Source organism: Kitasatospora kazusensis (assembly GCF_039529945.1).
GTDB classification, from domain to species: Bacteria; Actinomycetota; Actinomycetes; order Streptomycetales; family Streptomycetaceae; genus Kitasatospora; species Kitasatospora kazusensis.
In genome coordinates this window covers 1-26,168 of the sequence record NZ_BAAANT010000027.1, presented here as the reverse complement: position 1 = coordinate 26,168, position 26,168 = coordinate 1, and the positions used below count along the sequence as shown (strand labels likewise).

General features: G+C 71.7%; 20 protein-coding genes. 12 read left to right on the top strand and 8 right to left on the bottom strand.

Features of this window, described 5'->3' with window-relative positions:
• Window positions 1-239: 239 nt before the first annotated feature.
• Complete coding sequence (locus ABD330_RS21460; RefSeq protein WP_344467536.1) at window positions 240-2,066, top strand: phosphoenolpyruvate carboxykinase (GTP); 1,827 nt, start codon at window positions 240-242, stop codon at window positions 2,064-2,066.
• Between the two features lie 237 nt (window positions 2,067-2,303).
• Here the strand turns inward: ABD330_RS21460 and ABD330_RS21455 are convergent, their stop codons facing one another.
• Entirely contained in the window at window positions 2,304-3,518 is a 1,215-nt protein-coding gene (locus tag ABD330_RS21455; RefSeq protein WP_344467535.1) for a pyridoxal phosphate-dependent aminotransferase, read from the bottom strand.
• A 203-nt stretch (window positions 3,519-3,721) separates the two neighbouring features.
• On the opposite strand from ABD330_RS21455, the gene ABD330_RS21450 reads away from it, so the two are divergent.
• The gene (locus ABD330_RS21450) at window positions 3,722-4,414 is read left to right on the top strand and encodes a prepilin peptidase (protein ID WP_344467534.1); all 693 of its coding nucleotides are present in this window, start codon (window positions 3,722-3,724) and stop codon (window positions 4,412-4,414) included.
• 42 nt (window positions 4,415-4,456) lie between these two features.
• Complete coding sequence (locus tag ABD330_RS21445) at window positions 4,457-5,014, top strand: DUF3515 domain-containing protein (RefSeq protein WP_344467533.1); 558 nt, start codon at window positions 4,457-4,459, stop codon at window positions 5,012-5,014.
• Between the two features lie 101 nt (window positions 5,015-5,115).
• On the opposite strand, the gene ABD330_RS21440 is transcribed toward ABD330_RS21445, so the two are convergent.
• The gene (locus ABD330_RS21440; RefSeq protein WP_344467532.1) at window positions 5,116-6,732 is read right to left on the bottom strand and encodes a chitinase; all 1,617 of its coding nucleotides are present in this window, start codon (window positions 6,730-6,732) and stop codon (window positions 5,116-5,118) included.
• A 389-nt stretch (window positions 6,733-7,121) separates the two neighbouring features.
• Between ABD330_RS21440 and ABD330_RS21435 the strand changes: the two genes are divergently transcribed.
• The 4 genes from ABD330_RS21435 (at window position 7,122) to ABD330_RS21420 (ending at window position 12,442) form a co-directional block, all read left to right on the top strand.
• Window positions 7,122-7,916, top strand: a complete 795-nt coding sequence (locus ABD330_RS21435; RefSeq protein ID WP_344467531.1) for an isoprenyl transferase — start codon at window positions 7,122-7,124, stop codon at window positions 7,914-7,916.
• Between the two features lie 189 nt (window positions 7,917-8,105).
• On the top strand, window positions 8,106-9,440 hold the full coding sequence (phoH2, locus tag ABD330_RS21430) for an RNA 5'-3' helicase PhoH2 (RefSeq protein WP_344467530.1): 1,335 nt from the start codon (window positions 8,106-8,108) through the stop codon (window positions 9,438-9,440).
• 506 nt (window positions 9,441-9,946) lie between these two features.
• On the top strand, window positions 9,947-10,645 hold the full coding sequence (locus ABD330_RS21425; RefSeq protein ID WP_344467529.1) for an aggregation-promoting factor C-terminal-like domain-containing protein: 699 nt from the start codon (window positions 9,947-9,949) through the stop codon (window positions 10,643-10,645).
• A 456-nt stretch (window positions 10,646-11,101) separates the two neighbouring features.
• On the top strand, window positions 11,102-12,442 hold the full coding sequence (locus ABD330_RS21420; protein ID WP_425555603.1) for an AI-2E family transporter: 1,341 nt from the start codon (window positions 11,102-11,104) through the stop codon (window positions 12,440-12,442).
• Window positions 12,443-12,573: 131 nt separating this feature from the next.
• Here ABD330_RS21420 and ABD330_RS21415 read toward each other — a convergent pair whose 3' ends face one another.
• Both ABD330_RS21415 and ABD330_RS21410 read right to left on the bottom strand, forming a co-directional pair.
• Entirely contained in the window at window positions 12,574-13,110 is a 537-nt protein-coding gene (locus ABD330_RS21415; protein WP_344467528.1) for an alkyl hydroperoxide reductase, read from the bottom strand.
• Between the two features lie 3 nt (window positions 13,111-13,113).
• The gene (locus tag ABD330_RS21410; RefSeq protein WP_344467527.1) at window positions 13,114-13,665 is read right to left on the bottom strand and encodes a peroxiredoxin; all 552 of its coding nucleotides are present in this window, start codon (window positions 13,663-13,665) and stop codon (window positions 13,114-13,116) included.
• A gap of 179 nt (window positions 13,666-13,844) precedes the next feature.
• Here ABD330_RS21410 and ABD330_RS21405 point away from each other — a divergent pair, with 179 nt between their 5' ends.
• The 3 genes from ABD330_RS21405 to ABD330_RS21395 all read left to right on the top strand — a co-directional run bounded on the left by ABD330_RS21405 (window position 13,845) and on the right by ABD330_RS21395 (window position 16,769).
• Complete coding sequence (locus ABD330_RS21405; protein WP_344467526.1) at window positions 13,845-14,765, top strand: LysR substrate-binding domain-containing protein; 921 nt, start codon at window positions 13,845-13,847, stop codon at window positions 14,763-14,765.
• A gap of 64 nt (window positions 14,766-14,829) precedes the next feature.
• Window positions 14,830-16,035 (top strand): AAA family ATPase, encoded by a 1,206-nt coding sequence (locus tag ABD330_RS21400; protein ID WP_344467525.1) that lies wholly within the window; start codon window positions 14,830-14,832, stop codon window positions 16,033-16,035.
• A complete protein-coding gene (locus ABD330_RS21395; RefSeq protein ID WP_344467524.1) occupies window positions 16,032-16,769 on the top strand; it encodes an HNH endonuclease in 738 nt (245 codons plus the stop codon). Before ABD330_RS21400 ends, ABD330_RS21395 begins: the two co-directional genes overlap by 4 nt.
• A 19-nt stretch (window positions 16,770-16,788) precedes the next feature.
• Here ABD330_RS21395 and ABD330_RS21390 read toward each other — a convergent pair whose 3' ends face one another.
• From ABD330_RS21390 to ABD330_RS21380, 3 genes are all read right to left on the bottom strand, one after another.
• Window positions 16,789-18,663 carry a SpoIIE family protein phosphatase gene (locus ABD330_RS21390; RefSeq protein WP_344467523.1) on the bottom strand — a complete coding sequence of 625 codons (1,875 nt, stop codon included), beginning with the start codon at window positions 18,661-18,663 and terminating at the stop codon, window positions 16,789-16,791.
• 54 nt (window positions 18,664-18,717) lie between these two features.
• Complete coding sequence (locus tag ABD330_RS21385) at window positions 18,718-19,467, bottom strand: class I SAM-dependent methyltransferase (protein ID WP_344467522.1); 750 nt, start codon at window positions 19,465-19,467, stop codon at window positions 18,718-18,720.
• Between the two features lie 487 nt (window positions 19,468-19,954).
• On the bottom strand, window positions 19,955-22,933 hold the full coding sequence (locus tag ABD330_RS21380) for an AfsR/SARP family transcriptional regulator (protein ID WP_344467521.1): 2,979 nt from the start codon (window positions 22,931-22,933) through the stop codon (window positions 19,955-19,957).
• Between the two features lie 214 nt (window positions 22,934-23,147).
• On the opposite strand from ABD330_RS21380, the gene ABD330_RS21375 reads away from it, so the two are divergent.
• Window positions 23,148-23,384 carry a hypothetical protein gene (locus ABD330_RS21375; protein WP_344467520.1) on the top strand — a complete coding sequence of 79 codons (237 nt, stop codon included), beginning with the start codon at window positions 23,148-23,150 and terminating at the stop codon, window positions 23,382-23,384.
• Between the two features lie 70 nt (window positions 23,385-23,454).
• Here the strand turns inward: ABD330_RS21375 and ABD330_RS21370 are convergent, their stop codons facing one another.
• A complete protein-coding gene (locus ABD330_RS21370; RefSeq protein WP_344467519.1) occupies window positions 23,455-25,122 on the bottom strand; it encodes a fumarate hydratase in 1,668 nt (555 codons plus the stop codon).
• 207 nt (window positions 25,123-25,329) lie between these two features.
• On the opposite strand from ABD330_RS21370, the gene ABD330_RS21365 reads away from it, so the two are divergent.
• Window positions 25,330-26,022: a DUF1707 SHOCT-like domain-containing protein gene (locus ABD330_RS21365; protein WP_344467597.1), complete on the top strand. Its 693-nt coding sequence runs from the start codon at window positions 25,330-25,332 to the stop codon at window positions 26,020-26,022.
• The last annotated feature ends 146 nt before the right edge of the window (window positions 26,023-26,168 follow it).

Below are 26,168 nucleotides of genomic sequence, written 5' to 3'. Positions count from 1 at the left end.
AAGTAGGAAGTGGGCCTCATCACTTTTGGACGTTCTGGAGTATTCGGGCCGTTTCCCCGGGTGTCCAGGCGGGACTGAAAAGCCTTCTTGCCTGCTGGAATTTCGACACAGCGGTGTAAAAGACGCGCCAAAACCGCCAAGGTGCCGTGTTCCACCCCGTAAGGCGGAGCTACGCTGCAAGCACCCTCAACCACCCGCGACGCCGTCTCATAGCCGAGATGGCGTGAAACGGAGCGATCGTGTCGTACGAGAACTCTGCTCACAGCGCATCCGCGCCCACCCGCCACAAGCGTCTGCTGGCCTGGGTGAGCGAGATCGCGGAGCTGACCCAGCCGGACCGCATCGAGTGGTGTGACGGCTCGGACGAGGAGTACCAGCGCCTCGCCGATCTGCTGGTCGCCCAGGGCACCTTCACCAAGCTGAACGAGGCGAAGCGCCCGAACTCCTACTACGCCGCCTCGGACCCCACGGACGTGGCCCGCGTCGAGGATCGCACCTACATCTGCTCCGAGCAGGAGAAGGACGCGGGCCCGACCAACAACTGGAAGGCCCCCGCCGAGATGCGGGAGCTCTTCAGCGGCGCGAGCGGCCTGTTCAAGGGCGCCATGAAGGGCCGCACGATGTACGTCGTGCCGTTCTCGATGGGCCCCGTCGGCTCCCCGCTGGCCGCGTACGGCGTCGAGATCACCGACTCCGCCTACGTCGCCGTGTCGATGCGCGTGATGACCCGGATGGGCCAGGCCGTCATCGACCAGCTCGGTGAGGACGGCGAGTTCGTCAAGGCCGTGCACACCGTCGGCGCCCCGCTGGCCGAGGGCCAGGCGGACGTGCCGTGGCCGTGCAACACCACCAAGTACATCTCGCACTTCCCGGAGACCCGCGAGATCTGGTCCTTCGGTTCCGGCTACGGCGGCAACGCCCTGCTCGGCAAGAAGTGCTACGCGCTGCGGATCGCCTCCACGATGGCGCGTGACGAGGGCTGGCTGGCCGAGCACATGCTCGTCCTGAAGCTCACCCCGCCGTCCGGCGAGGTCAAGTACGTCACCGCGGCCTTCCCGTCCGCCTGCGGCAAGACCAACCTCGCGATGCTCCAGCCGACCATCCCGGGCTGGAAGGTCGAGACCATCGGCGACGACATCGCCTGGATGCGCTTCGGCGCCGACGGCCGGCTCTACGCCATCAACCCGGAGGCCGGCTTCTTCGGCGTCGCCCCGGGCACCGGCGTGGACACCAACGCCAACGCCATCGAGACGCTGCACGGCAACACCGTCTTCACCAACGTCGCGCTGACCGACGACGGCGACGTCTGGTGGGAGGGCCTCACCGAGGAGCCCCCGGCGCACCTCACCGACTGGCGCGGCAACGACTGGACGCCGGACAGCGAGACCCCGGCCGCCCACCCGAACGCCCGCTTCGCCGTCCCGGCCGCGCAGTGCCCGACCATCGCTCCCGAGTGGGAGGACCCGGCGGGTGTGCCGATCTCGGCCATCCTGTTCGGCGGCCGCCGCGCCACCGCCGTCCCGCTGGTCACCGAGTCCTTCGACTGGCAGCACGGCGTCTTCCTGGGCTCCAACATCGCCTCGGAGAAGACCGCCGCCGCCGAGGGCACCGTCGGCGAGCTGCGCCGCGACCCGTTCGCGATGCTGCCGTTCTGCGGCTACAACATGGGCGACTACTTCGGCCACTGGCTGAAGCTGGGCGCGCAGGCCGACGCCTCGAAGCTCCCGAAGATCTACTACGTGAACTGGTTCCGCAAGAACAGCGCGGGCAAGTTCGTGTGGCCGGGCTACGGCGAGAACAGCCGCGTCCTGAAGTGGATCGTGGACCGGCTGGAGGGCACCGCGGCCGGCGTCGACACGCCGATCGGCGTGCTGCCCGAGCAGTCCTCGCTCGACCTGGACGGCCTCGACCTCGCGCAGGAGGACCTCGACCTGCTGCTCACCGTCGACGCCGACATCTGGCGCCAGGAGGCGGCCCTGGTGCCGTCCCACCTGGAGCTCTTCGGCGAGCACACCCCCACCGAGCTGTGGGACGAGTACCGCTCCCTCGTCAAGCGACTGGGCTAGCCCGCAACCGAGGGCAACCACCTCAGGGGCGCGGGGAACTGCGCGCGCAACCGTGCACGGAGGTGCATGGCTGGCCGCGCAGTTCCCCGCGCCCCTGATGGTTACCCGTGTGCGTGCGGACACCCCAAGGGGCGCGGGGAACTGCGCGAGGTCGGGAGGCAAGGGCCCGCAGCCTTCGGCCGGGAGGTACCCCCACGCGCCCCTGTCTGTGGCTGACCAGTTGCCCAGGCGGAGCCGTTACGGCTGGACGTAGCCGCTGAGGAAATCACCGATACGGGTGACCGCGTCGGTGATCTCCTCCGGCCTCGGGAGGGTGACCAGGCGGAAGTGGTCGGGCTCGGGCCAGTTGAAGCCGGTGCCCTGGACGACCAGGATCCGTTCGGCCCGGAGCAGGTCGAGGACCATCTGGGCGTCGTCCCTGATCTTGTACACCTGCGGGTCGAGCCGGGGGAAGGCGTAGAGCGCGCCCTTCGGCTTCACGCAGCTCACGCCCGGGATCTCGTTCAGCAGCCGGTAGGCCGCGTCGCGGGACTCCAGCAGGCGACCGCCCGGCAGCACCAGGTCCTTGATCGACTGCCGTCCGCCGAGTGCCGCCGCCACCGCGTGCTGGGCCGGCATGTTGGCGCAGAGCCGCATCGAGGCGAGCACGGTCAGGCCCTCGATGTAGCTCCGGGCCCGGGCCCGGTCGCCGGAGAGGACCATCCAGCCGGAGCGGAAGCCCGCCACCCGGTAGGACTTGGACATGCCGTTGAAGGTCACGCAGAACAGGTCCGGTGCCAGCGTGGCGAGCGGGATGTGCTCGGCGTCGTCGTAGAGGATCTTGTCGTAGATCTCGTCCGCGTAGACGACCAGCTTGTTGCGGCGGGCGATCTCGACGATGCCTTCGAGGATCTCGCGCGGGTAGACCGCGCCGGTCGGGTTGTTGGGGTTGATCACCACGATGGCGCGGGTGCGGTCGGTGACCCTGGCCTCGATGTCCGCGAGGTCCGGGTACCACTCGGACTGCTCGTCGCAGCGGTAGTGCACCGCGGTGCCGCCCGCCAGGCTGACCGAGGCCGTCCACAGCGGGTAGTCCGGCGCCGGGACGAGTACCTCGTCGCCGTCGTCCAGCAGCGCCGTCATGGCGAGCTGGATCAGCTCGGAGACGCCGTTGCCGAGGAAGACGTCCTCCACCGAGAGCCCGTGCAGGCCGCGGTCCTCGTAGTGCATGACCACAGCGCGGCGGGCGGAGAGCAGGCCCTTGGAGTCGCCGTAGCCGTGCGCGGTGGAGAGGTTCCGCAGGATGTCCTGGAGGATCTCCGGGGGTGCCTCGAAGCCGAAGACGGCCGGGTTGCCGGTGTTCAGCTTGAGGATGCGATGCCCCTGGTCCTCCAGACGCATCGCCTCGTCGAGCACCGGGCCGCGGATGTCGTAACAGACGTTGGCGAGCTTGCTGGACTGGATCACCTGCATGCCAGAACACTTTACGGCCCGCCGGGCCCGATCTCCTCGTGCGTTCCGACACAGCGGAACTCCGCGGCGGACGCCGTCAGGTCGGCCGCGCGCCGTTCTGCGCCCCCGCACCGGGCGACGGGGTTCGGCGGATGCTCCAGCGGGTTGTGGAGGCCGCGGGCCGTACGGCCGTAGGCTCGGCGCAGGCGGGCGGAGGGGGCACCATGATCGGAGCGTTGATCGGTACGGCGGTCGGCCTGGCGGCCTCGCCCGTGCTGCGGGCGGCGGCGGCCCGGTACTCGGTGCCGTACGGGGAGCCGCTGCAGGTCTGCTGCCCGCGCGGGCGCTACCGGCTGCCGCCGAGCGGGAGCTGCCCGGGGTGCGGGCAGCGCGGCGGGCCCCGGGCCGGGCTGGTCGAGCTGGCCGCGGCCGGGGCCGGCGCCGCGATCGGGGCGGCGGCGCACTGGCCGGTGGCGCCGGTGCTGGTCTGGGCCGGGCTGTTCGGGGTGGTGCTGGGCTTCGTCGACGCGGCGGTCTTCCGGCTGCCCGACGCGCTCACCCTCCCGCTCGCCGCCGGCACCGCCGTACTCCTCGTGACGGCGGGTCTGACGGAGCACCAGGGGGGCGTACTGCTGCGCTGCCTGTACGCGGGGCTCGCGTTCGGCGCGTGCTACGGCGCGCTGGCGTTGCTCGCGCCGATGGGTTTCGGGGACGCCAAGCTCGCGCCCTCGCTGGGTGCGCTGCTCGGCTGGTACGGCTGGCACACCGTGCTGGCCGGCTTCTTCTACGGCTTCCTGCTGGCGGCCCTCTGGGGCGGGGCACTGCTGCTGGCCGGGCGCTCCGGACGCGGCGCCTCGATCGCCTTCGGCCCGGCGATGCTGCTCGGCGCCCTGCTCGCGGTGCTGACGGCGGTCTGACCCGGCCGCCGGGACGGCTCCGGCCGTGGCTACGATCGGCGGATGAGCCGCACCCCGCACCCGCTGCGCCTGGTCCGGGCAGTGCCGGCGCCGGTCCGGTGGCTGGCGCCGCCGGCCCTGCTGGGGACCGGCCTGCTCCTCACGACCGTCCTGGCGGGCCCCTGGGAACCGCCGCTGACCGCCCCTCACCCCGACGCGAAGACGGCCGGGTACTGCCGGGCGCTGGCCCGGGTGCTGCCCCGGGACCTCCAGGGACACCCGCGCGCCGCGACCTCCCCGTCCCCGTACGTCGTGGCCTGGGCGAGCTCGCCGCGGACGGTGCTGCGCTGCGGCGTGCCCCGGCCGAAGTCGCTCGCCGTGGTGGCGAACCGGGAGTCCGTGGGGCCGAACGTGGACGGTGTGCAGTGGTACGTGGAGAGCGACGGCCACGGCGGCTCCCGGCTCACCACCACGGAACTGTCGATGTACGTGGAGTTGAGCGTCCCGCTCGGGTCCTCTTCGCAGTACCCGCTGCCCGCCGTCTCCGAGGCCGTCCGGTCGACCGTCCCCGACCTGAGCGGTCGGATCGCCACCTCGCCGGACACCGAGCCGGACGGCTGAGCAGCCCGGTGAGCCGAGCAGTCGGTGAGCCGAGCAGTCCGACGGCCGAGGCCCGCCGCACCTGGACGGTGCGGCGGGCCTCGGCCGTCGGGCGGTGCCGGTTACGGCATGGCGTGGACGTGGGCGCCGACGTTGGCGGAGAAGTCGTTGCCGTTGGCCGCGTCCCAGTTGGTGGACCAGGTCATCGCGCCGCGGATGGTCGGCCACTTGGCCGGCGGGACGAAGCTGCCGCAGTGGGTGCCGGTGGCCAGGCAGTCGAGCGCGTTGTCGACGACCGTCGAGGAGACGTAGCCGCTGCCGGCCGCCTTGGCCGAGGCCGGGACGCCGATGCCGACCTGGTCGGGCCGCAGGCCGCCCTGGATGTGGGTGCAGACCTGGCTGGTGATGAAGTCGACGGTGCCCTGCGAGTAGACGTTGCCGTCACAGCCGTTCATCGAACCCGAGTTGTAGAACTGGGTGTTGACGACGGTCAGGATGTCCTTGGTGTTCAGCGCCAGCTGGAAGTACGCGCCGGAGGTGCTGTACATCCCGATCGTCTCGGGCGCCATGGTCAGCACGAAGCCGGAGCCGACCTTGCTCGCCAGGGTGTGCAGCGACTGCGCCATGTAGACCGGGTCGACGCCGTTCTCCAGGTCGATGTCGACGCCGTCGAAGCCGTACTTCTGGATCAGTGCGTACGCGCTGTTGGCGAAGTTGGCGGCGGCGGTGGCGTTGCCGACGGTGATCGCGCCGTTCTGGCCGCCGACCGAGAGGACGACCCGCTTGCCCGCCGCGTGCTTGGCGGCGATGTCCGCCTTGAAGTCGGCGTCGGTGTAGCCGCCGAGTGCGGTGGCGAGCTTCGGGTCCAGCGTGAAGGTGATGCCGCCGGCGTTGGCCGGGTCGGCGTCGGCGAACGAGACCGCGATGATGTCGTACGCGTTCTGGACGTCCTTGAGCTTCTGGTCGGTCGCGCCGTTGTCGAAGTTCTGCCAGTAGCCGGTGAGGGCGTGGGCGGGCAGGCCGGTGGCGGGCGGGGTGCTGCTGCCGCTCGGGCTCGGCGAGGAGCTGGGGGAGGAGCTCGGGGACGAGCTGGGGGAGGAGCTCGGGCCGCTGCTCGCGGAGGCCGAGGCCGAGGGCGAGGACGACGGGGTGGACGACGGGCTGGAGGACGGCGAGGCCGACGGGGACGGGGAGGCCGAACCCGCCGGGCCGGTCAGGGTGATGTCGTCCGCGCCGTAGGTGCTCTGGCCGTACCAGCCGTGCACGTACAGGGTGATGCTCCTGGTGCTCGCGCCGGTGGTGAAGGTGGAGCCGAGCTGGTTCCAGCTGCTCTGGCTGGACCACGAGCTCGGGTCGGTGCCGCCGGTGCCGCTCGCGCCCAGGTAGACGTACGGGCCCTGCACCCAGCCGCTGAGCGTGTAGCTGGTGTTCGGGAGCACGCTGACGGTCTGCTGGCACTGCGCGGTGTCCGAGCTGCTCGGGGTGGCGCTGAGCGCGTACGAGCCGGAGTGCGCCGGGGTGGCGACGGCGCTCGCGGTGCCGGTGCAGCTCCAGCCGGAGAGGTTCCCGGCCTCGAAGCCGCCGTTCGCCACCAGGTTGGTGACCGCCGCGCTCGCGCCGCCCGCGAAGAGGGCGAGGCCCGTACCGGCCAGGGCGAGCGCGGTGGTGCCGGCGGCGAGGACGGTGGGGACGGTGGTGCGGCGGCGTCGGTGTGACGCGGCCGGCAGGGTACGGGCCATGGGTGCGCTCCGGTGGGGGAGGAGAGGAGCCGCCGCGGTGGGGGTCGCGGCGGCCCCCGCGTGGGGGAGGTGGGGTCCGCAGAACTCGGGCGGAGGACGGCCGTTGGGGTGTGCTGCCGCCGCCCTCGGACACAAGCTGGACTAGACCAATGGCGGGCGTCAAGCATCCGACGGTCCGCTTACGGGTTATTTAAGGAAGCGGAGACCGTTCCGTATCCGAATCGGGTGTGACGGTCACCACATGCGACCGTCCGGCTGCGCGAGGTGGTCGCGGGGCGCGTCGGCGGCAACCGCCCAGCGCTGCCGCTTTCCACTGCCGTGCCCTCCGGGAGTAGGCTGCGCGAGGGTATTTCGCACCCGGGGGACCGAGCACTGAGGGGCCGAACATCATGGGTCTGCGCGAAGTTGTCGAGCGCACGCCGGGTCTCCGCACCCTGCTGGACAACGCCTACCGGCTCTACGGCCGCCGGGTGGAACTGCACCTGGCCGAGACCCCGCGCCACATCGGCGTGATCCTGGACGGGAACCGCCGCTGGGCCAAGGCCACCGGCGGCACCACCGCCCACGGCCACCAGCGCGGCGCGGACAAGATCACCGAGTTCCTGGGCTGGTGCGACGAGACGCACGTCCAGGTGGTCACCCTCTGGATGCTCTCCACCGACAACCTCTCCCGGCCGGCCGAGGAACTCGTGCCGCTGCTCGGGATCATCGAGGACACCGTCCGCGGCCTGGCCGGGGCCGGGCGCTGGAAGGTCAACCCGGTCGGGGCGCTCGACCTGCTGCCGCAGCAGACCGCGGACGTCCTCAAGGAGGCCGCCCAGGCGACCGCGCACATCCAGGGCATCACGGTGAACGTCGCCGTCGGCTACGGCGGCCGCCACGAGATCGCCGACGCCGTCCGTTCGCTGCTCCAGGAGCACGCCGGCCGCGGCACCTCGATCGAGGAGCTCGCCGAGATCCTCGACGTCGAGCACATCGCCGAACACCTCTACACCAAGGGCCAGCCCGACCCCGACCTGGTCATCCGCACCTCCGGCGAGCAGCGCCTCTCGGGCTTCCTGCTCTGGCAGAGCGCCCACAGCGAGTTCTACTTCTGCGAGGCCTACTGGCCCGCCTTCCGCAAGGTCGACTTCCTCCGGGCCCTGCGCGACTACCAGCTGCGTCACCGCAGGCTCGGCCTCTAGCGCCCCTGTTGTGCGTACCCGTGTGCCCAAAGAGCGGGCCCGAAGGTAAACGTTCGCTGACAATGATCTGTGGGCGGCATGCCTGACGGTTCGCCTGGGAATACCCCAGTCAGACCGGTATCCCGGCCACCGGGGTCGCGGGGACCGGTATGCCGCGGGTGACGCAGGGTCATCCGCTCTGGAGGCCTAGTGGTCAGTTCGAAGAGCCGCCGGACACCAGACCGGCGCACGTACGTTCTCGACACCAGCGTGCTCCTGGCAGACCCACTCGCCATGACGCGCTTCGAGGAGCACGAGGTCGTCCTGCCGGTGGTCGTGGTCACCGAGTTGGAGGCCAAGCGCCATCACCCGGAGCTCGGGTACTTCGCCCGGCAGGCGCTGCGCCTGCTGGACGACTACCGGGTCCGGCACGGGAGGCTCGACGAGCCCATCCCGGTGGGGGAGGTGGGCGGCAGCATCCGGGTGGAGCTCAACCACTCCGACACCTCGGTCCTGCCGGCCGGGTACCGGCTCGGCGGGGGTGAGGCGGACACCCGGATCCTGGCGGTCGCCCGCAACCTGCAGGCGGAGGGGTACGACGTCACGGTCGTCTCCAAGGACCTGCCGATGCGGATCAAGGCCAGCGCGGTCGGCCTGCTCGCGGAGGAGTACCGGGCCGAACTCGCGATCACCTCCGGCTGGACCGGGATGGCCGAACTGGACGTCTCCGGCGACCAGGTGGACGCCCTGTTCAGCGGGGGCCACGACGCGGCGGTGGAGATCGACGGCGCGGCGGACCTGCCCGTCCACACCGGCCTGGTGCTCACCTCCGAGCGCGGCCGGGCGCTGGGCCGGGTGGCCGGTGACGGCCGGGTCCGGCTGGTGCGCGGGGACCGCGAGGCGTTCGGGCTGCGGGGACGCAGCGCCGAACAGCGGGTCGCCCTGGACCTGCTGCTCGACCCCGAGGTCGGCATCGTCTCGATGGGCGGGCGGGCCGGCACCGGCAAGTCCGCGCTGGCGCTCTGCGCCGGTCTGGAGGCGGTGCTGGAACGGCAGCAGCACCGGAAGGTGATGGTCTTCCGTCCGCTCTACGCGGTCGGCGGCCAGGAGCTGGGGTACCTGCCCGGGTCCGAGTCGGAGAAGATGAGCCCCTGGGCCCAGGCCGTCTTCGACACCCTCTCCGCCGTCACCACCCCGGACGTGATCGAGGAGGTGATCTCCCGCGGGATGCTGGAGGTGCTGCCGCTCACCCACATCCGCGGGCGCTCGCTGCACGACGCCTTCGTGATCGTGGACGAGGCCCAGTCGCTGGAGCGGAACGTGCTGCTCACGGTGCTGTCCCGGATCGGTTCGGGCTCGCGGGTGGTGCTCACCCACGACGTCGCTCAGCGTGACAACCTGAGGGTCGGTCGGTACGACGGCGTGGTGGCGGTGGTGGAGAAGCTGAAGGGGCATCCACTGTTCGCGCACATCACGCTCACCCGCTCCGAGCGGTCGCCGATCGCGGCGCTGGTCACCGAGATGCTGGAGGACATCCAGCCCTGACCGGCCCCATGCCGGCCCCATGCCGGTCCCGGACCGGCCATAGGACAAACCGGTCATAACATGGTCAAACGCCAGGTCGGGGTGCACCGTTGGACGGTGTGCCCCGACTTCGTCATCACATCTGACTGTCTCTTGTCTGCCGAATGGGCAAACTCCGAGGCGGCCGAGAATGTGAGATGCGCCACGCAACCGGGAATTGCGTCGACACGTCCCGGTGCGGCATGGTGAGGGTTCTGTCAGGCCCCGCGTACGGCGTGACAGGGCTCCTCCCGAGGGGCCCGAGTCGCCGAAAGGTGACGGTGTGTGCGAATCGCCCGGCAACTCCGGTCGGCGGGCGGACAACTGAAGACCGATGAGCCGTACGCCGCCCGATCCAAACGTCGTCCCGACTTCCGTCGAGCCGGCGCGGGCCAGTGCCTTCCGTGACCAGCACCACATGGAGGCCAGTGTCAGGGGGCATGTTGCGCCCGTACGGTCACGCGTGGGCGATGCTGGAAGGAAACCATGTGACTCGGATCTCGGTCCGGGGAGTTGCCGTGGCCTCCGCCACCGCCGTCACCGCAGTAGGTGCCGTCGTGGGTGTGGCCTCGGGCAGCGAGGCCCCCCATGTGTCGACGGTCGACGTCGCAGGCGCGACCCTGCTCGCCGACGCTCCCACGGGTGCCAACGTGCAGGCCATCAGCGACGGCATCGTCCGGCAGGCCACCGCGCAGCAGGTCTCGGCCGACGCTGCCGCCAAGAAGGCCGCCGAGGAGGCGGCCCGTCAGAAGGCGGCCGCCGACGCTCAGGCCAAGTCCGACGCGGACAAGGCGGCCAAGGCCGCCGACGACAAGCGCAAGGCCGACGAAGAGGCCGCGAACCGTGCGAAGGCGCGCTCCGCGCTGAGCGCCGACACGCCGGTGACCTCCGTCGACCCCGGTTCGGTGCAGGCACTGGCCGCGTCGATCGTCGGCGACAACACCCAGTTCCAGTGCTTCAGCCAGATCGTGAAGCGCGAGAGCGGCTGGGACTACACGGCCACCAACTCGGGCTCCGGCGCGTACGGCCTGGTCCAGGCCCTGCCCGGCTCCAAGATGTCCTCGGCCGGCTCCGACTGGCGCACCAACCCCGCGACGCAGATCAAGTGGGGTCTGGGCTACATGAACGACCGTTACGGTTCGCCGTGCGGTGCCTGGTCCTTCTGGCAGGCGCACAGCTGGTACTAGAAGCCGCTGCTCCTGCGCGGCTCACGGCGAGGCCCCCGACCCAGGTCGGGGGCCTCGCCGTTTCCGCATGCTGTGGCCCGGGTGTGCTGTCCCGCCGGGCGGGCCGCTCCGCTCGGGCCGCGCAGACCGGCGCGCTCGCGAGCGGGGCGGTCCTGGGTGCGGACGCGGGGCGCCGGAGAGGGTCCTGGGAGCTCCGGCACCGGCCGGTCCGCCGGCAGATGGTCCCGTTGCACCGGACTCCTGCCCTCTTGAGCGGTGTCTGAAACATGATGATTCCGGATGATTCGGGCAGTGATGTCCGCGACGCCGGAGGTGATTCCCCCTGCCAGCTGCCCGGCCCGCCGGAGCCGTGGCCTGCCGGGCGGGTAGCGTCATCCCCGGACGGCCGTGCTCAGACCCGCGGCCCAGCAGCCGGACGGGGGAGCGGTGAGAGCGAAGCTGGCAGGACGCGCGAGGGTGCAGAAGGTGGTGACCTGGGCCGGGGCACTGGCCTCCAGGACGCTGACCGCGATGGAGAACCGGCGCCGGGCCGCCGAGACACAGGAGATCGAGCCGGTGGGCGACGCGGTGACCAAGTCCGGAGTGCCGGACCCGGACCTGCTGGTCGGGTTCGAACCGGCACCGGACCTGCGCGGGCCGCGCCCGGCACCGTCGTCCGGCCGTGAGTACTACCCGAGCCGCCCGGCCACCCCGGCCGAGGCCGTGCCGTGGAGTCTGCGGGTGGCCGCCGAGTCGACCTGGCGGCTGCTGCTGCTCGCGGCGGCGCTCTACCTGGTGTTCCGGGTGGTCGACATGCTGCGGCTGGTCGCCTTCGCGGTCCTGGCCGGCCTGCTGATCTCCGCACTGCTGGAGCCGACCGTCTCCTGGCTGCGGCGGCACGGCTGGCCGCGCTCGCTGGCGGCCGCCGCGACCTTCCTCAGCGGGCTGGCGGGCATCTGCGGTGTCGGCTGGTTCGTGATCTGGCAGGTGACCACCAACATCGGCTCGGTCGCCGTGAAGGTGCAGGACGGTGTCAACAAGCTGCGCGAGTGGCTGGTCACCGGGCCGCTGCACCTGACACACCAGCAGATCAACGACTTCGCCAAGCAGATCGAGGCGGCGATCGGGACCAACACCCAGCAGATAACGTCGCTGGGTTTCACCGGCGTGACCATCGCGGTCGAGGTGCTCACCGGCCTGCTGCTGGCCGCCTTCACCACGTTCTTCCTGCTCTACGACGGCGCCAGGATCTGGAGCTGGCTGCTGCGCGGCCTGCCCCGCCACTCGCGCTACGCGATGGCCGGCGCCGGGCCGAAGGCCTGGGCGACGCTCACGGCCTACGTACGCGGCACGGTCTGCGTGGCCTTCATCGACGCGCTCTGCATCGGCATCGGCATCCAGCTGCTCGGCGTGCAGCTGGCGCTGCCGCTGGCCGTGATCATCTTCCTCGGCGCGTTCGTGCCGCTGGTCGGCGCGCTGGTCACCGGGACCATCGCGGTCCTGATCGCGCTGGTGACGCAGGGCCCGTTCACCGCCCTGATGGTGCTGGTGATCCTGGTCGCGGTCCAGCAGATCGAGGGCCACCTGCTCCAGCCCCTGATCCTCGGCCGTGCCGTCCGGGTCCACCCGCTGGGCGTGGTTCTCGGCGTGGCGGCCGGCTCGATCGTCGGCGGTATCGGCGGTGCGATCGTGGCCGTCCCGCTGATCGCCGTCACCAACACCGTCGTCTCCCACCTCCGCCGCCGCAACGCGGCCGGCCAGGAGGTCTTCGAGGCCATGGAGGCCGCCCGGGAGAAGGCCTCCGAGGCCGTCGCCTGACAGTGGGGCGACCGACCGTTCAGGACCGGCGCGTCCCCGCGGCGGTCGCCCTGAGCCGTACCGCCCGCGCGCGCACGGCAGGAAGCCCTGCCGGAGTAGGCCCGGCAGGGCTTCTGTGCGTGCGGGTGGGATCAGATCCCGGCCAGCACGGCCTCGGAGTCGAGGGTCGCGGCGACGGCCTGGATGACCGAGGCGACCTTGATCGCGGCCTGGATGACCTCGCGCTCGACGCCGGCCTTGCGCAGGACGGTCTCGTGCGAGTCGAGGCACTGGCCGCAGCCGTTGATCGCGGAGACCGCGAAGCACCAGAGCTCGAAGTCGAGCTTCTCCACGCCGGGCGTGCCGATGATGTTCATCCGCAGACCGGCCCGCATCCCGCTGTACTCCTTGTCGGAGAGCAGGTGCAGCGTCCGGTAGTAGACGTTGTTCATCCCCATGATCGCCGCTGCGCCCTTGGCGGCGGTGTACGCCTCCGGGCTCAGGTTGGCCTTCGCCTCGGGCTCCAGCTCGCGCAGGACGGCCGGCGAGCGGGTCGCCATCGCGCAGGAGAGCACGGTGCCCCAGAGCTGCTGGGCGGGGAGGTCGGAGTTGCCGATCACCGCGCTCAGGTTGAGCTTGAGGTCCTTGGCGTAGTCGGGGAGAGCCGCCTTCAGCTCGTCGAGTGCCATCGGTCAGCCGGCCAGCAGGGCCTGGGCGTCGAGGGTGTCCTCGCCCTTCGTCCAGTTGCAGGGGCACAGCTCGTCGGTCTGCAGGGCGTCGAGCACCCGCAGGACCTCCTTGGGGTTACGGCCGACGGAACCGGCGGTCACCATGACGAACTGGATCTCGTTGTTCGGGTCCACGATGAAGACCGCGCGCTGGGCCAGACCGTCGGCACCCTGGACGCCGCAGGCCTGCATCAGGTCGTGCTTGACGTCGGCCAGCATCGGGAAGGGGAGGTCGCGGAGGTCCTTGTGGTCCTTGCGCCAGGCGTGGTGCACGAACTCGGAGTCACCGGAGACACCGAGGATCTGGGCGTCACGGTCGGCGAACTCCTCGTTCAGCTTGCCGAACGCGGCGATCTCGGTCGGGCAGACGAAGGTGAAGTCCATCGGCCAGAAAAAGACGATCTTCCACTTGCCCTCGTAGGACTTGTGGTTGATCTCGGCGAACGCGTTCGCGGCGTCGAGGTCGACACAGGCGTTGAGTTCGAACTCGGGGAACTTGTCACCGATCGTGAGCACGTTCACGTCTCCTGGGTTGGGATGCGAGGGTCTTTTGTCCATATTTGCCTATGGTTCGGCAGGTTCTGGACTTGATCCACAGTGACACACTGGGTACTGATCGGGGAAATAGCTAGACTCGATACATCTGATCGGAGAGAGCTATCAGTACCCATAACCCCAGGCCACGGGCCCCCCGGATGCCGACCGTGTCCCAGCTGCGCGCCTTCACGGCGGTGGCGGAGCACCGGCACTTCCGCGATGCCGCCGCCGCCATCGGGACCAGCCAGCCCGCCCTCTCCGGCGCGGTCGCCGCGCTGGAGGAGGTGCTCGGTGCGCAGCTGGTCGAGCGTACGACCCGCCGGGTCATCATCACCCCACTGGGTGAGCGCGTGGCCGACCACGCACGCCGAGTGCTCGCTTCGCTGCACGCCCTCACCGAGGAGGTCGAGGCCGCCCGCCGCCCGTTCACCGGGCCGCTCCACCTCGGCGTGATCCCGACCGTCGCGCCGTACCTGCTCCCCGCCGTCCTGCGGCTGGTCCGGGCAAGCTACCCCGACCTGGAGCTGCACGTCCACGAGGAGCGCACCCCCTCGCTGCTGGAGGGGCTGGCGGCCGGCCGCCTCGACGTCCTGCTGCTCGCCCTCCCGGCCGGTGGCAGTGCGCCGACCCGGGACATCCCGCTCTTCGACGAGGACTTCGTCCTGGTCACCCCGCCCGAGCACGAGCTCGCGGGCCGGACGGACGTCCCGCGCGACGCCCTGCTCGACCTCGACGTGCTGCTGCTGGAGGAGGGTCACTGCCTGCGCGACCAGGCCCTCGATCTCTGCCGGGAGATCGGCGCCGACGTCTCCGGCGGCTCGACCCGGGCGGCCGGCCTCTCCACCCTCGTCCAGCTGGTGGCCGGCGGTCTCGGCGTCACCCTGCTGCCCGCCACCGCCCTGGAGGTCGAGACCGGCCGCACCGACCGCCTCGCCGCCGTCACCTTCGCCGCCCCCGCCCCCGGCCGCCGGATCGGCCTCGCCACCCGGCCCGGCTCGGCCCGCAGCGCCGAGTACGACCGCTTCGCCGCCTCTCTGCGCGAGGCGCTGCGCGAACTGCCGGTCCGAATCGTGGAGTGACGGACCGTGGAGCGGGCATGGACCCTCGTAGGCCGGATCCGACCGACGTGCGGAGGGTGTGGGCATGTACGTCTCCAGGCTCAGGATCGACAACATCAAGGGCTTCCACGGCGATCGGGCCGTGGATCTCGACCTGACCCGCCCCGACGGGTCGCACTCCGGCTGGACGGTGCTGGCCGGGCCCAACGGATCGGGTAAGAGCACGCTGCTGCGGGCGGTCGCGCTCACGCTCACCGGGGTCGCCGCCGGCGGGCTGCTGGAGCTCTCGTCCTGGCTGCACGCCGATGCGGCGGTCGGCGGGGTGAAGATCGTCGACGAGGCGTCGGAAGACGTCCAGTGGCGGCTGGCCAGGACGGCCCGAGGGGTCATCGAACGGCACGTCGGCGGCCGGGGCTTCTGCGTCGGCTACGGCCCGTTCCGGGGCGGCGGCGACGGCCCCCGGGTGGAGCTGCGGGGCGCGGCCGCCCCGATCGCCACCCTGTTCCACGACGCGCCGGTCCTCGGCGAGAGCGTCGGCTGGCTGGTCGGGCAGCACCTGCGCCGCCTCGAACAGCGGCGCGGGGCCGCCGAGTTGCTCGATGCCGTGCTGGCGCTGCTCGGCGACGGCCTGCTGCCCGAGGGGCACCGGGTCGCCCGGGTCGACTCGGAGGGGCTCTGGATCGGCCAGGGCGGCGACGAGTTCCCGCTCCGGGCACTGGGGGACGGCTGCCAGGCGGTCGCCGCGCTCGTCCTCGATCTGGTCCGACAGGCCCAGCAGGTCGAACCCGAGGCCGAGTTGGTGGTGAACGGCGAGGTGCCCACGGTGCCGGTGAGCGGCGTCGTACTGATCGACGAGGCGGAGGCCCATCTCCACCTCGGCTGGCAGCAGCGGCTCGGCGAGTGGCTGGTGGCGCACTTCCCGAACGTCCAGTTCCTCGTCACCACCAACAGCCCCTACCTCTGCCAGGCCGCCGACCCGGGCGGGCTGATCAGACTGCCCGGCCCGGCCGAGGCCGGCCCGGCCCGGGTGCTGGACGACGACCTCCAGCAGCGGATCGTCTACGGCAGCGGCGACGACGCCGCGCTCTCCGAGCTCTTCGGACTCCCGAGCCCGTACTCGCCGCAGGCCGAGGCGGAGCGGCGGCTGCTGATCGCACTGGAGCGCAAGCTCTACGCCGGCCAGGCCTCCCGGTCCGAGGTGGCCGAGTACCAGGAGCTGGGAGCCAGGCTCAACAGCTCGCTGAGCGCGCGGGTGGACGAGTTCCGGGCACGTACCGGGGGTGACCGGTGATCCCGCTCCAACGCCCGCCGCTGCAAGCACAGTTGGCGGCCGATCTGGCCCGCCGCACCGAGGCGATCCGGGCCGCCGGGCCGAGCACCACGATCGGGCGCAACGCCTGGCGCAACGCCCGTGAACCCAAGGCCCGGCTCCGGCAGCTGCTGCACCGGATGGCCCCCGGGCTGGTCCGCTGCATGTACTGCGGCGACAACCTGGGCACCGACATAGACCACTTCGAGCCGATCGCCCGCGATCCGCTGCGCACCTTCGACTGGCACAACCACCTGCTCGCCTGCGCCTACTGCAACAGCAACCAGAAGCGCGACCGCTTCCCCTGCGACCCGGTCACCGGCGCGCACCTGCTGATCGACCCGGCCCGCGAGGACCCGGCCGACCACCTGCTGCTCTACCTGGAATCCGGCGCCTACCAGGGGCTGACCCCCAAGGGGCTGGCCACCATCGACGTCTTCGCCCTCAACACCCGCGCCGAACTCGTCCGGGCCCGCCGACTGGCCTTCACCGTCGTCCGGGCCCTGCTCCGCGAGTGGCACACCCTCCGGGCGGACGGCGACCTCGCGGCGGCCGAGGAACTGGCCGACTCCCTCCGCCTCCTCTGGCAGGCCGACGTCCTGCGCGCCGTCGTCCGCCTCACCCGCAACCCGCCCCTGGCCGAAACCGTCCTCGGCCCGACCACCTTCACCGCCCTCCGCACCCTCGCCGCCGAGGACCCCCACTTCCGCCCTTGACCCGGACCGCAGCGGAGCCCTACGGCAGCCGCTGTTCGAACCAGACGACCTTCCCCGCCCCGAGCCTGGTCGCGCCCCAGCGCTCCGCACACTTGGCGACTATCTGCAGACCCCGCCCGCGCTCCTCGTCCGGCCCGGCCCGGCGGGCCCTCGGGAGCAGCGGGCTGTCGTCACCGACCTCGCACCGCAGCACCGAGGTCCGCACCAGCCGCAGCGTGACCGGCCTGGTGGCGTGCTGGATCGCGTTGGTGACCAGCTCGCTGACCATCAACTCGGTGTTCTCCGCCAATTGTTCGAGCCCCCAGCGGCGCAGCGCGTGCCCGGCCAGCCGGCGGGCCCGTCCGGGGGTCTCGTGGCGCGGCTGGAGGAACCAGTACGCGACGTCCTCGGCCGGGATGCCGTCGAACGCGGCGGCCAGCAGGGCGATGTCGTCGGCCCGTTCGCCGGGCGGCAGGATCCGCAGCGCCTCCTGGCAGAGGTGTTCGGGGGAGTGCCGGTGGGCGGTGCTGATCCGGGCCCGGAGCATCTCCAGCCCGGTGGTCAGCGACCGTCGGCGCGACTCGACCAGGCCGTCGGTGAAGAGCAGCAGCGCCGATCCGGGCGGCGCGGGCAGTTCGACCGAGGTGAAGTCCACCCCGCCGACCCCGATCGGGGCGCCGGGCGGCAGGTCGAGCAGTTCGGTGCGGCCGTCGGGTTGGACCAGCACCGGCGGGACGTGGCCGGCGTTGGCGATCACCAGCCGGTTGGCGATCGGATCGTAGACGGCGTACACGCAGGTGGCCAGGTGCTGTTCCCGGCCGAGGCGTTGGGCCTGTTCGTCGAGGTGGTAGAGCACTTCGTGCGGTGGCAGGTCGAGCGCCGCCAGGGTCTGCGCGCTGGTCCGCAGCTGGCCCATGATGGCGGCCGAGGTGAGCGAGTGGCCCATCACGTCGCCGACGATCAGTGCGACCCGGTTGCCGGGCAGCGGGACGGAGTCGTACCAGTCGCCGCCGACCTGGGCACCGCTCTCGCTGGGGAGGTAGCGGTGCGCCAGCCGGACGCCGTGCCGCTGCGGCAGGTGGGTGGGCAGCATGCTGCGCTGCAGCTGGTCGGCGATCTCCCACTCGCGGGTGTAGCGCAGTGCGGTGTCCACGGCGAGCCCGCCCTGGGTGGCCAGGTGGCCGGCCGTGGCGCTGTCGGTCGCGTCGAAGGCCGAGGCCAGGTCGAAGGCGGAGGTGAGGTCGAAGGCCGTCGGCCGGGCCGGTTCAGGCGGTTCGGGGTGTTCGTGGCCGGCGCGGGTGAACGCGTGGACGCGGGGGGAATCCGTCGCGTGGTCCACGCCCGGCCCGGCGCCCTTGCCCGGACGGCGGATCAGCACCAGCAGCCCCAGGACCGCCTTGCGCCCGCGCAGCGGCAGGGCGAGCAGTGCCGTCCCGGCGGCGAGCCGGCCGAGGGTGCGGGCGCCGTACAGCTCCTCCAGCAGCGGGCGGAGCCGGGCCGCCGAGGGTGTGCCGAGCACCACCGGACCGGCCGGGAGCTGCTGGCTGAGCACCCGGGCGAGCGGACCGCCGGGCCGGATGGTCCTGGTCCCGGAGCGCCGGCCGAGCCGGGTGCCGTGCGAGTGGTGCAGCCGCAGCGCGGTGGGCTGGCCCGGATCGCGCTCGCCGCCCGGCAGCGGGTCGCGCAGGTGCAGTACGGCGGCGTCGGCCAGCGAGGGGACGAGTACCTTGCCGAGGTTGCGCAGCGTGGCGGTCAGGTCCAGCGAGCTGTTGATCCGGCGGGAGGCGCTCTCCAGGTACGCCATGCGCTCGGCCGTCCCGGGCAGCGCCGACGGCCCCGGCAGCGGCGATGGGGGACGGCGCTGGGCGGGGACGGCGGGCGGCTGCCCCGCCTGGGGCTTGAGGGGGTCGCGCACGGGCTTCCCGTTCTGGGAGGTCGGGGGGAGAGGGGCCGGGGGAACTGCCGGGGGTCAGCCGATCCGCCGACAGCGCAGGAAGAGCTGCTCCTCCGGGGGCAGGGTGGTGTCGGCGGGCGCGTACGGATGGCCGGAGTGCGCCTCGACGGCGAACCCGGTTCTGGAGAGCGTCAGTTCGAGTTCCTCGCGCAGGTAGCCGCTGATCCGTATCTCGTGCCCGAGGAAGGGCAGCGGGGTGTGGTCGAGATCGGCCTCGACCATACCGAGTGCCAGCAGCCCGCCCGGGCGCAGCAGTTCGCGGATCCGGCCGAGCACGACGGGGATCTCGCTCTGCGGCAGCAGGATCAGCGAGAAGAAGGCGCTCGCGGCGGCGAAGGTGCCGGCCGCCCGCGGGCCCAGCTCCGGTACGTTCCAGGCCTGGACGGCGCGCGGTGTGGCCAGGTCGTACATGTCGATCCGGTGGTACGTGGCGTCCGGGGCGGTGCGGCGGGCCAGGGTGAGCATGCCGTCGGAGAGGTCGGCGCCGGTGACGCGCAGGCCGCCCGCGGTGAGCTGCCGGACGGTCGGGTCGCCGGTGCCGCAGCCGATGTCGAGTACCGGCGCACCCGGCTCCAGCTCGCTCAGCAGCCACTCGCCGCAGGCCAGTTGGCCGGCCTTGCCGGGGAAAGCCGCGCTGTAGCCCGCGCCGATGGTGTCGAAGGCCACCGCCTGAAGGGCGCGCTCGGCGCGGCGCAGGCAGGCGTGGTGAGCGGTGGCGGCGGGGTCGCGCCCCTGGGCGGGCTCGGATATCTGTCCGGTCGTCACGATTGAGAGGCACCCTTCCACCCTGGCCGCAGGGTGGTGGCGCCGGGCGGCCGTACCCCGCCGCCGGCCCACTGCCTGCCGCGGTCCGTCACGCTCCCCGCGTCACTGTGCGCTGTGTCGTACTGTCCAAACGTCCCGCCCCGTCGGCACCGGCCCCCAAGACTGGGCTGGCCTCCGAGAATAGGCGTGATCACCCGACTGTGGGGACCCTTTCCGGTCAACTAGTGGTTGTCGGGACGAATATGGCCGGGACAGCGGGAGCTCGCGGGGGCGGGCCGGGGTGGTGCGGACACCCGCCCCGCGCCGTACGGTGCGCCCTTCTGACTGCCCTGACCTGGGGAAACGTCATGTCATGGGTCGTTTATCGAACGTCAATCGGCACCTGGGACAGTTGCTTCAGCGCCGGGGAAGCGTCAAGGGCGTTCCCGCAGCCGGGGGGCTGCGGGGACGCCGACGACGCGCAACGGGGGACCTGTCGGGGGACGGGTCACGGCGCGGGGGGAATGAGGGACTCGGTGTGCTGCTGGTCGATGAGGTCCCGTACGGGGAGGGCCTCGGGCACACCGAGTCGGGTGAAGAGAGCGTGCGCCTCCTGGAGGCAGGCCAGCCCGCGAGCGGGCTGGCCCAACTCCAGGAGCGCCTCGCCGAGGGCGGCGTTCGCCAGGCCCTGGCAGTACGCGGCGTCCATCTCCTGAGCGATGGCCAGGGACTCGTCCGCCGCCTCCGCTGCGTCGGGGTACTGCCGGTCCGCCAGCAGGTTGGTGGAGAGCCGGGCCAGCGTGTAGCCCTCCCGCAGCCGGTTCTGCTGCGACCGGTACAGCCGGTGGGCCTCCCGCAGGTGCTCGGCCGCCGCGGTGGGTGAGCCCGTCGTGGAGAGCACCACACCCAGTTGGTAGAGCGTGTCGGCGAGGCACGGCCCGTTGGCCGAGGCGCGGGCCTTGGTGACCGCCTCCTGGGCCGAGCGGATCGCGGAGTCGCTCTGGCCCACGTCGAGCTGCGCCCTGGCGATGTTGCCGAGCACCCGGGCCTCTCCGATCGGGTAGCCGATCTTGTGGCCGATGGCCAGTGCCTGCTCGAAGAACGGGAGTGCCTCGGCCGGCCGGCTGGCGATGCTCAGGATGACGCCCAGGGTGTTGGCGGTCGTCGAGCGCAGCGGGGTGACGTCGTCCGGGTCCTGGAGCGCCAGGCTCCTGCGGAGCGAGAGCTCGGCACCCTGGAACTCGCCGGTGACCTGTTGCAGCGTCCCCAGCGCGAAGTGGGTACGGGCCAGGGCCACCGCGTCGTTGTAGGACTGGGCGTTGGTGTCGGCGATCGCCAGGATCCTGCGCACGCGCGGCCCGTGCGTGGGGTCCTCCATGACGCTGGCCAGCACGATCAGCAGGTCCACGGCGGGGCGCAGCAGCTCCGACGGTCCCTGGACGGCCGCTTCGACGGCGCTGAGCAGCAGTGCCACCTCGGCGCGCAGCCACTCCTGGGCGTCGCTGCTGGTGGTGAGCCCGAGTCCGTTGCTGACGAGCCGGTCCATGGGTTCGGGCAGTTGGTCGTCCGGCTCGATGACCTGGGCGGCGTTGCGCATGGTCGGCAGCAGCAGGTCGAGCAGCCGCAGGACGGCGGAGTGCTGGTCGGCCGTGTCCTGGAGCTTTTCGTTCTGCCGCTGCGCGTACAGCCGCAGCAGGTCGTGGTAGCGGTAGCGGCCGGGGGTGAAGCACTCCAGCATGTTCGCCTCGACCAGCGCCTCGGCCAGGTCCTCGGCCCGGTCCTCGTCGACGCCGAGCAGGGCCGTCACCGAACTGAGCGGCAGATCGGGGGAGTCGACCAGGGAGAGCAGCCGGAAGGCCCGGGCCTCGTCCGGCTGGAGCTGGCCGTACCCGAGCCCGATGGTGGTCTCCACCGCGAGGTTGCCGAGCTGTAGTTCGTCCAGACGCCGTCGCTGGTCCGCTAACCGACGGGCCAGGTCGGAGACGCTCCAGCGCGGCCGGCTGGCCAGCCGGGCGGCCGCGATCCGGACGGCGAGCGGCAGGAAGCCGCAGGCCCGCACCACGGCGAGGGACGCCTCGGGTTCGGCCGCCGCCCGCTGTTCGCCGACGATGGCCGAGAACAGCGCCAGCGCCTCGGCCGGCGTCAGCTCCTCCACGTCGATCAGGTGTGCGCCGGGGATCCCGGCCAGCCGGGAGCGGCTGGTGGCCAGCACGGCACAGCCCGAGACGCCGGGGATCAGCGGTGTCAGCTGTTCGGCGTCCTGGGCGTTGTCCAGCAGGAGGAGCATCCGGCGGTTGGCGAGCAGCGAGCGGTAGAGCGCGGCCCGCTGTTCGAGCGAGTCGGGGACCTCGGTGACGCCGAGGGTGTGCAGGAAGTCGCCGAGCACCACGGCGGGGTCGGCCGGTGAGGCACCGGCGCCGCGCAGGTCGACGTACAGCTGCCCGTCCGGGAACTCGGACCGGACGCTGTGGGCCACGTGGACGGCCAGCGTGGTCTTGCCGACCCCGCCGATCCCGGCCAGCGAGGTGACCACGACGGCCTGGCCGGTGGCGTTTCGCAGCACGTCCCGCAACTCGTCCACCAGGGCCGTCCGGCCGCTGAAATCGGACACATCGGCAGGAAGCTGTGCGGGCGGGGAAATAACCGGGACTGATCCGTCCGCTTCCGGTCCGGATACCTCGGCGGGGCGGGGGGGAATCAGTGTCGGATCGGCGGCCAGAATCCGCGAGTGCATCGTGGCCAGCCCGGCGCCGGGCTCGACTCCGAGCTCCTCGATCAGCAGCTTGCGGGTGTCCGCGTACACGCCGAGGGATTCGGCCTGCCGTCCGCAGCGGTAGAGCGCCAGCATCAGCAGCTCGCGCAGCCGCTCGCGGAGCGGGTGCTCGGCCGCGAGCGAGCTCAGCTCGGAGACCACCTCCGCGTGCAGGCCGATGTCGAGCGCCGACGCGCAGCGCTCCTCGCCGACGGTCACCTGACGCTCGGCCAGCCGCAGGCGCTGCGCGTCGGCGTAGGGGCCGGGGACTCCGGCGAGCGGGCGGCCGGTCCACAGCGAGAGCGCGGAGACCAGCAGCCGGTGCGCCGTCTCGGCGTCCCCGGCGGCCCGGGCGGCCATCGCCTCGGCGGACCTGGTGTCGAAGACGGAGGCGTCCAGCGCCTCGGCGGGGATCCGCAGGGCGTAGCCGTCGCTGACCGAGACCAGCAGTTCGGCCCGGGCCCGGTTCTCCCGGTGGGGTTCGATGACCGTGCGCAGCCGGGAGACGTATGTGCGCAGTGCCGCGACCGCCTGCGGCGGCGGGCGCTCGCCCCAGATGCCGTCGACCAGGTCCTGCGTGGTCACGGGCCTGCCGTGGTGCAGGAGAAGAGCGGTGAGGACGGCCTGTTGTTGTGGCGACCCCAGGGACAGTGGCTGGTCGCCGCGCCATGCCTGGACCGGTCCGAGCACCTGGAAGCGCAGCGCATGGGAGTGCGGCGTTTCCCGAAGCTCCATAAAAATCCCCCGATATCTTCGATGGCTTTCCGCGCCGGGCGCTCAATGGTCCGCCGTGGCGCCGCCAGCTTAGGCGGAAGCTTGCAAACGTTGGAGAAGAGCACAGGCGGCACGATGTTTATAAGACATTTAACGACCCCTACGATACTGTCCGGGCGCCCTGACCGGTCTGGTCGGGCCTGAACAGATCCGACCAACCGAAAGGCGGCCAGCCATGGCCAACGACCAGAGCACGACCGCGGTGCCGGCGCCCGCCGAGCCGCAGACTCCCGTGACCGCGACCGTGACCGCGACCGAGACCCAGCCGGCCGCCGTCGCGCCGGTCGAGCACGTGGTGACCACCCCCGACGTTCTGCCCGACCTCAGGGGTCTGACCGGTGGAACGCTGATCGACGAGCCGGAGGTCACCGGCCCCGCCGCGCCGACCGGCCTGATAGTCAGCCGCCCGTAGCCGCCCCACTGCCCGACGAGCGCCCCGCACCACCACCCGGTGGTGCGGGGCGCTCGCCGTACAGCCGTGGTCACTCCGCCGACCGCACCCGCAGGCTGGTGATCAGCGGACCGTCGGTGACCTCGGCGAAGAAGTCGTTGCCCTTGTCGTCGACCACGACGAACGCGGGGAAGTCCTCGACCTCGATCCGCCAGACCGCCTCCATGCCGAGCTCCGCGTACTCCAGGACCTCGACCTTGCGGATGCAGTCCTGGGCCAGCCGGGCCGCCGGGCCGCCGATCGAGCCGAGGTAGAAGCCGCCGTGCTCGGCGCAGGCCTTGGTGACCTGCTTGGAGCGGTTGCCCTTGGCGAGCATCACCATCGAGCCGCCGGCCGCCTGGAACTGGTCGACGTAACTGTCCATCCGCCCGGCCGTGGTGGGGCCGAAGGAGCCGGAGGCGTAGCCCTCGGGGGTCTTGGCCGGGCCGGCGTAGTAGACCGGGTGGTCCTTCAGGTACTGCGGCATGCCCTCGCCCGCGTCCAGCCGCTCCTTGATCTTGGCGTGCGCGATGTCGCGGGCCACCACCAGCGTGCCGGTGAGCGAGAGGCGGGTCTTCACCGGGTACTTGGAGAGCTCGGCCCGGATGTCGTCCATCGGCTGGTCGAGGTCGATCCGCACCACGTCGTCGTCGAGGTGCTCGTCCGTGGTCTCGGGCAGGTACTTCGCCGGGTCGGTCTCCAGCTGCTCCAGGAAGATCCCGTCCGCGGTGATCTTGCCGAGTGCCTGGCGGTCGGCCGAGCAGGAGACGGCCATCGCGACGGGCAGCGAGGCGCCGTGGCGCGGCAGGCGGATCACCCGGACGTCGTGGCAGAAGTACTTGCCGCCGAACTGCGCGCCGATGCCGATCTTCTGGGTCAGCTCGGTGACCTTGGCCTCCAGCTCCAGGTCGCGGAAGCCGTGCCCGGTGGCGGCGTCGCCGGAGGTCGGCAGCTCGTCCAGGTAGTGCGCGGAGGCGTACTTGGCGGTCTTCAGCGCGAACTCGGCGCTGGTGCCGCCGACCACGATCGCCAGGTGGTACGGCGGGCAGGCGGCCGTGCCCAGCGAGCGGATCTTCTGCTCCAGGAAGGCCAGCATCGAGTCCTCGTTGAGGATCGCCTTGGTCTCCTGGTACAGGTACGACTTGTTGGCGCTGCCGCCGCCCTTGGCCATGAAGAGGAACTTGTACGCGTCGCCGTCGGTCGCGTACAGCTCGATCTGCGCGGGCAGGTTGGAGCCGGTGTTCTTCTCGTCCCACATGGTGACGGGCGCCATCTGCGAGTACCGCAGGTTGAGCTTGGTGTACGCGTCGTAGACGCCGCGCGCGATCGAGCTCTCGTCCGCGCCCTCGGTCAGCACGTTCTGGCCGCGCTTGCCCATCACGATCGCGGTGCCGGTGTCCTGGCACATCGGCAGGATGCCGCCGGCCGAGATGTTCACGTTCTTCAGCAGGTCCAGCGCGACGAAGCGGTCGTTCGGGCTGGCCTCCGGGTCGTCCAGGATCCGGCGCAGCTGGGCCAGGTGCGCGGGCCGCAGGTAGTGCGAGATGTCGTGCATGGCCTCGGCGGTGAGCAGCCGCAGGGCCTCCGGCTCGACCTTCAGGAAACGGCGTCCGTCGGCCTCGAAGGTGCTGACACCCTCCGAGGTCAGCTTCCGGTACGGGGTCGGGTCGGCCCCGAGGGGAAGAAGGTCGGAGTACGCGAACTCTGGCGTGGGAGCCATGGGGAGGTCCTTAACTGATCCGGCTGCGTCGACGAAGCACCCTCTAGGGTAGGCGCCGGCGAAACGTCGGATGCGTACAGGTGGGCCTTCGTGACGGGGGTCACGCCGAACCGGGGTGAACTGCCGTTCGGGGACGGGCCCGGTGACTACTCTTGTGACGTGGAAAACACGCCGTCGCAGGACGACCAGGGCCGCTCGCCCGTACCCATGACGAAGAACGCACCCGCCGCCGAACCCGCGCCGCGGCCGGTGCTCGACCAGACCCCGGTGGCCGAGGCCGAGATGCGCGCCTCCGACGCCGACCGGGAGCGGATCGCCGAACTGCTCCGCGACGCCTACGCCGAGGGCCGGCTCACGGTGGAGGAGCACTCCGAGCGGATCGAGGCGGCCTACGGCGCCAGGACGCTCGGCGAGTTGGTCCCGCTCACCCGGGATCTGCCCGCGCACCGGCCGATCTCGATGGAGAAGGCCCCGCCGGCGCAGGCCCGGCCGGTGGCCGGCCCGCTGCCCCCGGCGCGCAGCGAGTCGCCCTCGATGGTGGCGATCTTCGGCGGCGCCAGCCGCAAGGGCCGCTGGCGGGTGGGGTCGCGCCTGAAGGCTGTCGCGATCTTCGGCGGGGTGGAGATCGACCTCACCGACGCCGTCTTCGAGTCGCCCGAGGTGGTCATCGAGGTGACGGCGATCTTCGGCGGCGTGGACATCAAGGTGCCGGAGAACGTCAGCCTGCACGGCACCGGGGTGGGGATCTTCGGCGGTTTCGACGTCAGCGAGCAGACCTCGGCGGACCCGTACGCGCCCGTCGTCCTGGTCAAGGGCGCGGCGATCTTCGGCGGCTGCGAGGCCAAGCCGCGCCGGGGCAAGAAGCTGAAGGAGTGGGTCCGCAAGCAGCTCGGCGACTAAGACCGACCGGCACATGGTGGGCGGCGTCGCGACGCCCGGACTCTCCCCTGAACGGCTTCTCCTCAGTCGCCGCAGCTCCGCTGCTACTCCCTCGTCGGCACCGCCCAGACTCGGCCCGGACGCCGCTCCTTCCTCCACCCACCATG